This window comes from Rhizobium sp. CB3060 (genome assembly GCF_025200735.1).
Taxonomy (GTDB): domain Bacteria; phylum Pseudomonadota; class Alphaproteobacteria; order Rhizobiales; family Rhizobiaceae; genus Rhizobium.
Map to the genome: position 1 here is coordinate 2349576 of NZ_CP104158.1, position 13432 is coordinate 2363007.

10 protein-coding genes are annotated in these 13432 nt (G+C 59.7%); 4 read left to right on the forward strand and 6 right to left on the reverse strand.

Features of this window, described 5'->3' with window-relative positions; genetic code table 11:
• A complete protein-coding gene (gene pdxR, locus N2601_RS11425; protein ID WP_104823945.1) occupies nt 1-1416 on the reverse strand; it encodes a MocR-like pyridoxine biosynthesis transcription factor PdxR in 1416 nt (471 codons plus the stop codon).
• A 95-nt stretch (nt 1417-1511) separates the two neighbouring features.
• Between pdxR and N2601_RS11430 the strand changes: the two genes are divergently transcribed.
• From N2601_RS11430 to N2601_RS11445, 4 genes are all read left to right on the forward strand, one after another.
• Nucleotides 1512-2195: a pyridoxamine 5'-phosphate oxidase family protein gene (locus N2601_RS11430; protein WP_104823946.1), complete on the forward strand. Its 684-nt coding sequence runs from the start codon at nt 1512-1514 to the stop codon at nt 2193-2195.
• Between the two features lie 34 nt (nt 2196-2229).
• A complete protein-coding gene (locus tag N2601_RS11435) occupies nt 2230-2895 on the forward strand; it encodes a GNAT family N-acetyltransferase (protein WP_104823947.1) in 666 nt (221 codons plus the stop codon).
• Nucleotides 2896-3108: 213 nt separating this feature from the next.
• Nucleotides 3109-4113 (forward strand): sterol desaturase family protein, encoded by a 1005-nt coding sequence (locus tag N2601_RS11440; RefSeq protein ID WP_104823948.1) that lies wholly within the window; start codon nt 3109-3111, stop codon nt 4111-4113.
• A gap of 226 nt (nt 4114-4339) precedes the next feature.
• Nucleotides 4340-7663 (forward strand): thiamine pyrophosphate-dependent enzyme, encoded by a 3324-nt coding sequence (locus N2601_RS11445; protein ID WP_104823949.1) that lies wholly within the window; start codon nt 4340-4342, stop codon nt 7661-7663.
• 87 nt (nt 7664-7750) lie between these two features.
• On the opposite strand, the gene N2601_RS11450 is transcribed toward N2601_RS11445, so the two are convergent.
• From N2601_RS11450 to N2601_RS11470, 5 genes are all read right to left on the reverse strand, one after another.
• Complete coding sequence (locus tag N2601_RS11450; RefSeq protein ID WP_104823950.1) at nt 7751-8596, reverse strand: aspartyl/asparaginyl beta-hydroxylase domain-containing protein; 846 nt, start codon at nt 8594-8596, stop codon at nt 7751-7753.
• A gap of 366 nt (nt 8597-8962) precedes the next feature.
• Nucleotides 8963-9352: a fluoride efflux transporter CrcB gene (gene crcB, locus N2601_RS11455; RefSeq protein ID WP_104823951.1), complete on the reverse strand. Its 390-nt coding sequence runs from the start codon at nt 9350-9352 to the stop codon at nt 8963-8965.
• A 43-nt stretch (nt 9353-9395) separates the two neighbouring features.
• The gene (locus tag N2601_RS11460) at nt 9396-10799 is read right to left on the reverse strand and encodes a voltage-gated chloride channel family protein (protein WP_245463883.1); all 1404 of its coding nucleotides are present in this window, start codon (nt 10797-10799) and stop codon (nt 9396-9398) included.
• Between the two features lie 257 nt (nt 10800-11056).
• Complete coding sequence (locus N2601_RS11465) at nt 11057-11881, reverse strand: class I SAM-dependent methyltransferase (protein ID WP_104823952.1); 825 nt, start codon at nt 11879-11881, stop codon at nt 11057-11059.
• Nucleotides 11882-12141: 260 nt separating this feature from the next.
• Nucleotides 12142-13242, reverse strand: a complete 1101-nt coding sequence (locus tag N2601_RS11470; RefSeq protein WP_104823953.1) for a helix-turn-helix transcriptional regulator — start codon at nt 13240-13242, stop codon at nt 12142-12144.
• Nucleotides 13243-13432 lie beyond the last annotated feature (190 nt).

A 13432-nucleotide genomic window follows, 5' to 3' on the forward strand; every position in this document is an offset into this window, starting at 1 on the left:
TCAGGGAACTCGAAGCAGCGCGGCAATCCTTGCCGCCGCGGCGTCCGCAGCCTCGGGCGCCATGCGTGCTATGCCGAACAGCAGTCCCGACCGCGGAGGGCCAAGATGCAGCGCGGACATGGAGCGAAGCGCAAAGCCCTGAGCGTTGATCCTTTGTAAGGCCGCCCGGTCATCCGTGCTGGCGTTGCGGAACCATGTCGCCAGTTGCAGCCCGCCGGTGCCCTCGCCGATATCGAGCCAATCTCCGCAATGACGGCGCAACGCGGAAACAGCCGCTGCCATACGCGCGGCATAGATCGCGTTCATGTGCCTCAGATGCGCGCGAAAACGGCCTTCGCGGATAAAATCGGCAAGCGCCGCCTGGATGTGGATCGGCACGACAGCCCCTCTCAGCCGCTGCGCGGCCGCGGCCTCGGACACGAGCCAGGACGGCACGACTGCGTAGGCGACGCGCAGGCCGGGGGCGAGCGTCTTCGAGAAAGTTCCGAGATAGGCAACCACTTCGCCGCGATCGATGCCCTGCAGCGCGGCGATCGGGCGGGAGGCATACTGGAATTCGCTGTCATAATCGTCTTCCAACACCACCGAGCCGTTGGCGCGGGCAAATTCCAGCAGTGCCAGACGGCGCGGCAGGCTCATCGTCACGCCGGTCGGATATTGATGCGAGGGCGTGACATAGATCAGCCGTGGCGGCGGACCGGCGGCTCTTGCGACATCGATGCCCGCCTGGTCGCATGGCACCGGCGCGAGGTCCGCGCCTGCCATCCGCAGCAACGCCTGCGCCGTGGCATAACCCGGTTCCTCCATCCAGGCGATCCTCCCATCTGGGCGATCAGGCTGCAACAGGACGCGCGCCAGCAGATCGATGGCGGCTCCGGTGGAGGGAACGATGAGGAGTTGTTCGGGGCGGGCAGTCACGCCGCGCGTGGCGGAGATATGATCGAGGATAGCCTCGCGCAACTCGCGAATGCCGCTATGCGCGCCGTAGCCGAGATCATGCACCCGCAGCGAACGGCCGCGAGCGCCGAGGCATCGCGCCCAGGCGGCGTGCGGAAAAGCTGAAACATCCGGCACGCCCGGCTCGAACAGGCCGCCTGCGGCACTCTCGGTCATCGGCATCGGACTGAGCGGCGTCGACGCAGCTTGCCCTTGCAGAGGCGGTGTCGTGAATGCGGCGACGCGGGTCGCGGCACCCGTCGCCGATTGCAGATAGCCCTCCGCTTTCAGCCGCTCATAGGCGTTGACCACGGTGGAGCGCGCAACACCAAGCGAAATCGCGAGCATTCGTGTCGACGGCAGCCGCTGTCCCGGCGGCATCTGCCCCTGGAGTATGCGATCGCGCATCACGCGATACACTTGGCCTTCTAGGTCGCCCGCCACGCGATCGAGCGCCGGCCATTGTGCAATCGCTGCCATGACATCTCCAACTGGTCTGCTAGAAATACAAAAACTGGCTATTTATAACCTACCTCTTTGGCGGCATAGATCAAAATGATACCAGTGAGGAAACGATGGCTGACCTTTACCCGCCCCAAGCTGACGACTATCCGACCACCGAACGCTCGCGCGTGCGGCGCGAACATCATCGCGGCAGCCATGCTCGCACGAATGTCCATGCCATTCTGGATGCATCACCCCTCTGTCACGTCGGCTATGTCATCAATGGTGCGCCCTATGTGACGCCGACGCTGCATTGGCGCGAGGGCGACCATGTCTATTGGCACGGTTCGGCGGCAAGCCGCTTTCTGCGCGCGGCTGAGGATATGCCTGTCTGCCTCACCTGCAGCCTCATGGATGGTTATGTGCTTGCCCGTTCCGCCTTCAACCACTCGGTCAACTACCGTTCCGCCATGGTTTTCGGCACGGCCCGCCTTCTCGAGGATGTCGAGGAGAAGGCCGATGCGCTCCGCCGCTTCATCGAAAATCTGTTCCCCGGCCGCTGGGACGGCCTGCGACCGATGACCCGCCAGGAGGTGAAAGCGACATCGGTCCTGAGGATGGAAATAGACGAGGCGACGGCCAAGGTCCGTAACGGCCCGCCAGGCGATATTGACGAGGCGGATTTCCCCGTCTGGGCGGGCGTCCTGCCGGTGCGAAGCCATCTGGCTCCGGCGGAAGCGGCACCGGGATTGCCGCATGGGATAGAGCTACCCGAACCGCTGGCGGCACTGATACAATCGGGCCGGATTAGATAGATTATTTTTTGATTTGATACCAAAGGACTTCGATATGGACCTTGCGAATTGGAATGGCGTGCCGCGCCCGGAACGGATCACTTTGGAAGGCCGCTATGTCCGGCTGGAGCCGCTCGACCCGGCGCGCCATGGCGCTGATCTCTACGCCTCGGCGCAAGCGCCCGGTGCCGAAGATCGCTTCCGCTATCTGTTCGAGAATGCACCGGCCGATCTCGCCGCCTTCACGCCATGGCTCGAAAAGGCCGCTTCCGGCACCGACCCGCTGTTTTTCGCTACGATCGACAAGCGGACCGGCAAGGCCGAAGGCCGCCAGGCGCTGATGCGCATCGATCCCGTGCATGGCGTCATCGAGATTGGCAGCATCCTCTGGGGGCCGGCGATCGCGCGCAGCCGCGTCACCACCGAAACGCTCTATCTCTTCGCTTCCTATGTCTTCGATACGCTCGGCTATCGCCGTTTCGAGTGGAAATGCAACAATCTCAACGAGCCATCGAAGCGCGCTGCGGAGCGTTTCGGCTTCACCTTCGAAGGCATCTTCCGCCAGCACATGGTCGCCAAGGGCAAGAACCGCGACACCGCCTGGTACGCGATGATCGACGCCGATTGGCCGCGCCTGAAGGCCGGTTACGAGAGATGGCTGTCTCCTGAGAATTTCGACGAGGCCGGGCAGCAGAAGATCAGGCTGACGTTCGACCGCTGATCGCGCACCCGGCGGTCGCTCCGATTCGAGAGATGACCGCCGGCCACATCGGCCTTGTCAGACCGCCCGGAACGCGTTCTGCAACATGAGAGAAACGCAAACGCTTCCGACGAACTCAAGATTTCGCTTCCTCGCCCACAATCATCGCGGTACATATCGCGCATATTTTAAGCGCCACCCCACCCCGATCGATTAGAATCCGAGGATAATGGCATGACATTTCAAAACAGTTCGCGTCTCTACGCTGCTGTTTCATCCTTGTTGTGGCCGGTGATCTTTTGCGCCGGACTGACAGGCTCCTATTTCGCGTTTCAGTCGCCGATGCGGCTCCTTTGGTTCAATGTCGTCTACCTCTCCATCGTCGCGACGATTGCGCTTTTCGAGCGGCTTATGCCCTATGAGGAGACCTGGCTGGAACGCGACGGCGAGACGATCAGCAATATCGCGCACACGCTTTTGAGCAAAGGCAGCGTGCAGATCGCAGCAGCCATTGGCACGTCATTTCCGATGGCGGTGGCGACCGTGGCGCAGCCTCTCCTGAGCCACCAGGCCCATATATGGCCGGAGCAATGGCCGCTGGCCTTGCAGGTCGTGCTGGGGTTGATCATCGCCGAATTCGGCCTCTATGCCGCCCATCGCCTTGCGCATGAGTACCTGACGCTTTGGCGTTTCCATGCCCTGCATCACAGCGTCGAGCGCTTGTGGGTCATCAATACCGGGCGTTTCCACATCATTGATTCGCTGTTCAAGATCGCGCTTGGCCAGATCCCGCTCTATCTCCTTGGTGCGCCGCTGCCGGTTTTCCTGTGGATTGGCGCGGTGACGGCGTTTATCGGCCTCCTCACCCATTGCAACATCGACGTGCGCACCGGCCCGCTCGACTGGTTCCTCTCGACGCCGCGCCTGCACCGCTGGCATCACTCGAAACTGCTTTCCGAGGGCAACACCAATTACGGCGAAAACCTCGTGATCTGGGACCAGATTCTCGGAACCTACTACAATCCGCCGCGCCCCTCCTCCACCGACATCGGCATCAGCGGCAAGGTTGCCAAGGGCTTCCTTGCCCAGCTCGTGCAGCCCTTCTCCACCAAGGGACGCAGGCAGATCATCGGGAAAAAGCCGAAGGAGCTGGTGGCCAAGGAAAAGCTGGCAGCAAGGAAGGCCTCCGTTCGTAAGCAAGCCGACGAGCCGATCCGAAAACGGGCTGAAGGAAGATGATGAACGGCATCCATCGGTTGGTGTCGAAGCGCGCTGGCAATGGCCGGAAGGCATAGACTTTTTTCATCGAAACCGGCGCCGCCAAATGCGAGGATGCAACCAGTGCTCGGAAACCTATTTCAAACCGAGAAGATATTGTCATCTAACGTGTATTGAAAAAGATACCCCACGGCGTTACCTATCCGACGCAAATTGATGGTCATGACAGATTAGGAAAATCATTGAAATGGAAGGGAGATTTACCCCAGATCATCTCAAGCAACTTCATAGAATATTTTTCACATCGCGTGAAATAGACCGGCTTGAACGAGAATTCATCAAGCAAGGCATAGCACATTTTCACGTTTCCGGTGCCGGACATGAGTCGACGGCGCTGCTCAACGAATTCCTCCATGATGACGATTGGTTGCATCTGCATTATCGCGACAAAGCCTTGATGCTGGCGCGCGGCATGCCCATTCGTGAGTTTTTCTCCAGCCTTCTCGCCACGGCCAATTCCCATTCCGCCGGCCGGCAGATGAGCGCGCATCTTTCCTCCCGCGCTCTCAACATCACCTCCATCGTCGGCCCCGTTGGCAATAATGCACTGCATGCCGTCGGCGTTGGCGCCGCGCTGAAGCACAAGTCCGGCATGCCGATTGCCGTTTGCTGCGTCGGTGACGGCACCACGCAGCAGGGCGAATTCGTCGAAGCCGTGGCCGAAGCCGTACGCAGCCAATATCCCGTCGTCTTCATCATCGAAGACAATAGTTTCTCCATCTCGACGCGCACCACCAAGCAGACCTTCTTCGACCTACCGACCGGGCCCGCCTCTTCTTTCTACGGCCTCGATATCATCCGTGCCGATGGCGACGATCTGCAGGCATCGCGCGAAGCTTTCCGCAAAGCCGTCCGCCACAGCCGCAACAACCGCACGCCGAGCCTGGTGATCCTCAACGTCGAGCGCCTATCCGACCATACCAACGCCGACGACCAGAAAACCTATCGCACCCAGGATGAGATCGAGACCGGCTCCGTCCGCGATCCGCTGGTCAATCTGCGTGCCGCCCTGCTGAAGGCAGGTGTCGATGCCGATGCGCTGGAAAAGATCGAGAGGGACCTGACTGCCGAGGTGCAGGCCGAAGCAGCCCTTGCCCGCAAGGAAGATGCGCCGCATGTCGAGCCGGAGGCGAAAGCGCCGTACCCGGCTTCGTTCGACAAAACCCCCGAATACCGCGGCGGCAAGAGCGCGGTCACCCTGACCATGCGCGAAGCGCTGAACGGCGTGCTCGACAAGCAGCTTGCCGACAATCCCGATGTCGTCCTCTTCGGCCAGGATATCGAAGATCCCAAGGGCGACGTCTTCGGCGTCACCCGCGGCCTTAGCACGAAATATCCCGAGCGGGTACGCAACGCCGCGCTCAGCGAATCTACCATTGTCGGCACCGCGGTCGGCCGGGCGCTTGCCGGCCAGCGCCCGGTAGCTTTCCTCCAGTTCGCCGATTTCCTGCCGCTCGCCTATAACCAGATTGTCTCGGAGATGGGCAGCATGTTCTGGCGCACCCAAGGCGCCTGGGAATCGCCCGTCATCCTGATGGTGAGCTGCGGCGGCTATAAGCCGGGCCTCGGACCGTTCCATGCGCAGAGCTTCGAAAGCATGCTGGCGCATACGCCCGGCATCGACGTCGTCATGCCCTCCAGCGCCGGCGATGCCGCTGGCCTGCTCAACGCCGCCTTCGAGTCACGCCGCCCGACCGTCTTCCTTTACCCCAAGGCGGTGCTCAACAACTCCGACGGCCGCACATCCACCGATCTCGACACGCATTTCGTCCGCCCCGGCCTGTCGCGCTATGTCGCCCGCGGCCGCGACCTGACGCTGGTCACCTACGGCAATACGGTTTCGCTCTGTGCCAAGGCGGCGAGCGCCTTCGAAGCCCAGGGTTTTTCGGTGGAAGTCATCGACCTTCGTTCGATCTCGCCCTGGGACGAGAAGGAAGTGCTCGCTAGCGCCAAGCGCACCCGTCGCCTGATCGTGGTGCACGAAGACAATCGCACGGTCGGCATGGGCGCCGAAATCGTCGCGACCGTCACCGAGAAAACCGACGTGCCCGTCATCGTCCGTCGGCTTGCCCGCTCGGATGCGCATGTACCCTTCAATTTCCGCAATCAGTTGGAAACGCTGCCGTCCTACAGCAAGCTGGTCGATCTGATGGCCGAGGTTCTCGAATGCGAGGTCACCTGGCATGAAGAGGACAAGTCCGGCCCGACCGCAGCCATCAAGGCTATCGGCTCCGGCCCGGCCGATGAAAGCGTGCTGGTGACCGATATGCTGGTCAAGCCCGGCGATACGATCGAGGTTGGCCAGCTCGTCGCCGTGGTCGAGGCGACCAAGGCTTCGGTTGAAATCTGCGCTAATATCGGCGGCGTTGTTCAGGAGGTTTTCGCCAAGATCGGCGATCAGATCGCCACCGACAGCGCGCTTTTGACTGTCGATGCCAACCGTGACCTGAGCGAACGCAACTTCGCGCTGGCCTCTGAGACCCACAATAAATTCGTGCTGCGTCGGTTGAAGTCGCATTCGATCCCGGCGCTACGCCGCCATTCCGGCAATTTCACCGAAATTGCCGTCAGCGGCATGGGCTTTGCGACCGGCGCCCGCCGCGTCAGCAATGAAGATATCATCCACAATTGGCCGAACCGGCGCGCCGAGGAAATCTTTGCCCTGACCGGCATCAAGAGCCGCTTCTGGGTCGGCCCCGACGAAGGCACGTTGAGCCTCGCGACCAAGGCTGTCCGCGATCTCCTGCGCCAGACCAATATGACGATCCACGATATGGATCTCGTCATTGCCGCCACCGGCACACCCGATATCGCCACGCCGTCGCTCGCAAGCCGCGTTGCGGTTGCCGTTGCCGAAGACGGCGTGCGGCCGTCGCTTGCCGCTTATGACATGGGAGCCGCCTGCTCCGGCTATCTCTACGCTTTGCAGCAGGCCTACGATTTCATCGCCCAGCAGAACGATGCCAAGGTGCTGATCGTCACCTCGGAAGTGCTGTCGCCGCTGCTCGACATGAACGATTTTTCCACCGCCATCCTGTTCGGCGACGCCGCTACGGCTTGTCTGGTCACCAGCCGCGACATGGCCCGCAATCCGCTGTTTGCCGCGAGCCGTCCGGTCATCAGCGGCCGTCCGGAGCCGGGTGACCTTCTCTACGTGCCGTTGCCGGACGAAGGCGTCATTTCGATGAACGGCCGCTCGGTCTTCACCGAGGCCGTGCATTCCATGTCGCGCTCGATCGAGGACGCTTGCGTCGATGCCGGGCTTGAGCTCGCCAATCTCGATCTTCTGGTGCCGCATCAGGCGAACCAACGCATCATCGACACCATTGCCAAGCGCAGTGGCCGGCCGGCACTCAGCGTCATCGAGACCTACGGCAACACCAGCTCGTCGAGCATCCCGCTCGCCATGATGCATGTGGCCAATGAACGCTCTGAGCCGCTCAACCTCGGCCTCGTCGCCTTCGGCGGCGGCATGACGTCGGGCGCAGCCATCGTGCGCACGATAAAATAACTGTAACCGGCTTCAGACCGACCAAAACAAAACTCCGGAATCCTCTTAGGATCCGGGGTTTTCTGTAAGATCTATACGCGCTGTACCCTATGCCTTCGGGCGATTTCTCAGCGCCTCGGCTTCGGCATAGAACTTCTTTTCCCATTCTTTGTGATTGTCGAGGCCTTCGCGGATGAAGGGCGTGAAGATCGCCAGGTTCATCAGCGCCCAGTTGACAATGCGGGCCGGGAATTTCAGCGGCTTGACGAAATCGACGAAGAGCACCACGCGGGTCTTGTCGGTGTGGTTCCAGGCCTCGTGCTCATAGGCATCGTCGAAGATCAGCGCCTTGCCTTCCTGCCAGTGGCAAACCTGCTTGTCGACACGGATGGCAAGTTTGTCGTTCGGCTCCGGCACGATGAGGCCGACATGCAGGCGCAGCACACCATTGTAAGGGCCGCGATGAGCTGGAAGATGCTTGCCTGGCTCGAAGATCGAGAACATCGCCGTTTTCAGGCCCGGAATTTTCTGCACGGCCGCCCAGGTATTTGGGCAGGCCTTGATGTTCTGCTCGGATTTCACGCCGAAACCAAGAAGGAAGAAAGTCTTCCAGCGGCTATCCGTCGAAATGGTCTTCACATCGGTGGAGATGTCCTGAAAGGTCGGCAGTTCGCTCTGTCGCTGCAGCACTTTTTCCAGCTCGGCGCGGATCGCGGGATAATCCTTCTCGATCTCGGCCGCCCAGGGAAAGGTCGCATTGTCATAGACCGGCGGATTGCCGAGTTTGGCGTATTTTAGATTGAGGCTTTCGGCCCAGGCGACGATGCTCATGAAAAAGCGCGTCATTGCGCTGGGGCGATCCATCGGCGCGATGCCGGCCGTGCCGAAGGTTTGCTCCGGAGCACGCGGCTCAGTGGTTGTGGGAGCTGGTACGCTCAAAGTGCTCTCCGTCATGTCTGTCTAATAGGGGCTATATTGGGAGGGAGGAAATCTTGTCTCAGAGGAAGTTGCGTGGAAATCTTGGGAGGGCGATAGGTCCGACAATTGCAGCCTTTGTCTGGCCCATCCTTGATCGGCGCGCGACTCCTTTGTTATGCAACGATCATAATAGGCGATTATATGAGTTCGTTAGTCGAATTCCGCAAGGGAAACCGTTCGTGAGAGCGGCGTCTTGTCGTGCGATGAAATCCCAACGAATTCTCCGAAATGCTGCGCTGCGGAATCGGCAAAAATACGGCCGGCAGCGACGCCTTTTGCCGCAGGCAACTTCACATTTTCGATAGCCGCGCCTTATCGAGCGTTCACCCCTAAGCGAATAGTTTATGCCGTCTGGCTTTGCGCGAGCAGCCGAATAATCATGAGCCCGGCCACCAATGCGCCCAATGACAAGGCGACCGAAAGCGTGACATAGATCAATGACGTCGCCCATTGGCCCCGGTCCCAGAGCGCGACCGCATCCAATGAAAAGGTCGAGAATGTCGTGAAGCCGCCAAGGATACCTGTGGTCAGAAAGAGCCGAAACTCCTGCGACAGGCCGCTGCGGAGAACGAAATATTCGGTCAGCAGGCCCATGATCAACGAGCCGACAACATTGACCGCGAGAGTTCCGAATGGAAAGCCAAGGCCAAACAAACGGATGGTCGCCTGATTGACACCGAGACGAAAGGCGCCGCCCAATCCAGCGCCAAGGAAGACGATCAGATAGTTCATGAAACTCCCCTGGTAAAAATTAGAACGGCAAGCTTGTCGCTGATCATGGCTCCGAACCTTTCCCTTGGGATTGCAATGACGTCTGGCGAACTTTGCCGATCATGTCGCCGAGTGAATTGACGCCGAGATCGCGAAGATGGCGAAGGCTGACGTCGGGGGGAATGGGATTGGCGGCGGCACTCTTCGCGATACCGATACGCTGCGACAGGTAGATACTGGTGTGACCGCTGCAGATATAGGCAAGAAAGCAGGCGACGGCGAAATAGACCGTATGCGTCGCGCCGAAGAGCTCAATGCCCATGATCATGCAGGCGAGCGGCGTATTCGTAGCGCCTGCGAAAACCGCAATAAAGCCGAGAGCCGCGAAGAGATCGACCGGCGCACCGAGAACGGCGGCAACGGCGTTGCCGAGCGCAGCACCGATGAAGAACAGCGGCGTCACCTCTCCGCCTTTGAAACCGGAGCTGAGCGTCACAATCGTAAAGACCGCCTTCCAAAACCAGCTCCAATAGTCGATGCGCGCCGGATCGAAGAAGCCGAGAATGGTTGCATCGTTGGCATTGGGCGACCAGACACCGAGGCCCAAATATTCGCGGGTGCCGAGCACATAGACGAGGCCGATCAGGATTGCGCTGGCGATGACGGGCCTGAGCGGCGCGTAGGCGCAGATGCTCTTGAAGGCAGCCGACATCCCGTGGGAAAGTTCGCTGAAGCAGCGCGCCATCAGCCCGAAGAGCACGCCGGCGATGCCGACTTTCGCCAGTAACAGCGTGTCGAGATGAAACGTGCTCGCCGGAGTGCCGGCAAGATAGACGATATGATACTGAACATGTTCGATACCCCAGGCATGGCATGTCCAGTCGGCCGCAATCGCCGCCATAAGAGAAGGGATCAAAGCTTCATACTGCATGCGCCCGATCGTCAGCACTTCCAACGCAAAGACCGCGCCGGCAATCGGCGTACCGAACACCGCACCGAAACCGGCGGCAATGCCGGCCATCAGCAGGATACGAACCTCGGCGTGGCTTAATCGGAAAAGCTTGGCAAAGGCGCTGGCAATACTGCCGCCGAGCTGTACTGCCGTTCCCTCGCGCCCCGCCGAACCGCCGACCAGATGCGTCAATACGGTCGAGACGAGGATAAACGGCGCCATACGCAGCGGCACGCCGCCGCCGGGCTCATGGATCTGCTCGACGATCAGATTATTGCCGCCCTCCGAGCCCCGGCCAAAGCGCTGGTAGACCAGCACCATCAGAAAGCCCGCGACAGGCATCAGAAAGATCAACCAGGGATGATCGAAGCGCGCCGCCGTCGCCCGGTCGAGGCTCCACAGAAACAATGCACAGAGCGACCCGACCACGGCAGCCATCGGCACTACCAGGATGATCCATTTGAATATGCTGCGCAGTTGCTGAAAGCGATAATGAAAAAATGAGAATGCGGACATCAGTTCGCCTCTCCCGGAAGACCGGCGGTGGGCCTGTCGGGGACAATGATCATTGAACAAGAAAGCGGTGACAACAGGATTGCGGACATGACTCTACTCCATCGCCCGTCAGGCGTATTGAGTAGGAGTCATTAGCGACCCTGAAAATTCAGAGCAGCGGTTCGGCCACCATGGCCCGGCAGAATCCATTACCGTTCGATTTTCCATACAGATAGGCGAATGCCCCTGTCAATCCGGCGTCGCAAGCACGGTCTTCATCAATCGGCTTTGGCAACCATTTCGATAGGAGCGAGCAAGCCGCCTCCGACCGATGTGCTGACATTGCCCATCCGCTCCGCCGCCCTCGGCCCCATCAGCGCGCCGAGGCTCAGCCCCTGCCCGCCGTTTGCGGCGCTGGCGCGCATCTCCTGCGCCATCCGGATTGCCAATGCGCTGCGATCCTGTTCGAACTCCACCGTGAAGCCGGCCCCTTTGAGCAATTGACGATAGGTCATGGGACTGCACACGAAACTTGTTTCCGGCGTCATTGCCCAGGGCATAGGATAAGGCACCGCGCCGTCGCGAACCTGCATGATCTCGTAAAGGCCGAACCGGCCGCCACGCTTCAGCACCCGCCGTATTTCAGCAAACAACGACGCCTTGTCTTCGATGTTCATGCCGACGTGGATCAGCGTTGCGCGCTCGAAGCTTTCATCGGCAAAAGGCAACGCCAGCGCGCTCGCCTGGTGGAACGACACCTGCATGGTCATGCCGCATCGCGCGGTCAGGGCATTGGCGACGTTGACGAATTCCTCGGTCAGATCGACACCGGTGACGATACAACCATACTCGCTGGCTATATAGCGCGCCGAACCGCCAATCCCTGATCCGATGTCGATAAGCCGCATGCCATCGAGCAAATCGAGATCTTTGGCGAATTCCACCGTAGCCTCGCGCCGCCCGAGATGGAATTCATCGACACCGGCGAGATCGTCGATGCTGAGATGCTCGATATCCTTGCCGCTGGCCGTGAGCCCGCCGAGAATCGTCGCCTCCAGTGATCCACGCGTATAGTGGCTTGCAACCTGTTCTTCGGTGGACATGACCCCTTCTCCCATGACCCGCATTCACACGATCATGGAAGAATGCTGCGCCCCCGCCCCCGCTCCGTCAAGCGGTTGCAGCGACACGACGTATCTGGTGGCCCGGCAAATGGTGCATAGGGCAAGATCGGGATCGAGCAAGGGTTTGCGCAGTTCGATGTAACTGGGCAGAAATCCCATCGCCTTCAGACACGACATTGACCGCGCCACCCGGCCCTTCGTTAAGGCTCAGGGCGTTCGTCGGCTATGCCGACTGCTCCTCACGCCATCCTGATCCCTGCAAGCAGTAGGGAGAGTTCCGGTTGCCGGTTGGTGTCCGTCTTGCGATAGATCGATTTCAAATGGGCGCGGGCAGTCTGATAGCTGACGGTACGCTGGGCGGCGATGTCGTGCAGTGTCATACCCTGGGCAAGCAGCAGGGCAATTTCCGCCTCGGCGCGGGTCAATCCAAAAAGCTTGGTCAGGGTTGCCGGGCGCTGGTGGACTTTCTCCTCAGGGTCCTCAATGGTCGCAAAGGCACAGGAATGACAGAAAATATCCTGCATGCCGCCATCGAGACGCTGCATGCGCACGATAAGCGGCCGCCTGCCTTTGCGGCTGAGCAGCAGGATATCGGGCTCCCCCGTTGTCAGCAGGTTGTCTTCGCCCAATACGACCTTGAGCTGCCGGTCGAATGCGTTTGCGTCATCCTTGCGGGTCGGACGCATTTGCCCCTGGGTGATCTGCAGATCGGGGCCGAGCAATCGGCGCATCTTCTCGTTGACGGTGGTCACAAGGCCCATCCGATCGAAAAACACGCAGGCGACGTTGGCCATTTCGAAGGCGGCCGCCATGCCCTTCACTTCACTTGCGGATATGTCGCGCATAATTCTCGCCGTGATCATAAGTTTCTGACGAATGCGATATAAATTTCTTGCTTCTTCTCGGCTGTAGGGACCGTCCTTGATCCGCCGCTGCAAGGCAAAAGCCAGGAGATCGTCACCTGACGAAAAACCTATTATTGCCGACCAACGCAGGCCGAAACGTTCTTGGGAATGGTAGAAGTCGAGTGTTTTGAACTCGTCCTCCCCCGCAAAATCCTGCTCGACCATCACTCCCGCACGTCTCATGATCGGCACGTTCTGTCTGCGAAAGTCCTGCTTGTACCACTCTTCCGCGAAATAATTCTCCATCGCGGGAATAAGACTTTCGGTGACGATGAAGGTATTCAGCAACCGACCTTCGATCGGCGCGATGTTGACGCCGTAGGATCCGGTCGCGGCCGAGACCTTCTCCAGCACGACCGGCCACAGCGTCGGATCCAGCGCAGCGCCGAAAAATCCGTCCGTTGCCCGGTCTAGCGCATGGAGATCAAACCGCATTGTCCCCTCACCTCGGCCTGATCGGCCGATCCAAGCACTTCACCCACCATACCCATAAGTATTATGTGCGAATCAGTTTATTGATATAAATTCTAAATAATTCAAGAAACATTTTTGGTATTAGCGATATTTTATAGAATATTCTCAATATATGATATGTCTAATATATAGAAAATAATCAACGATATCA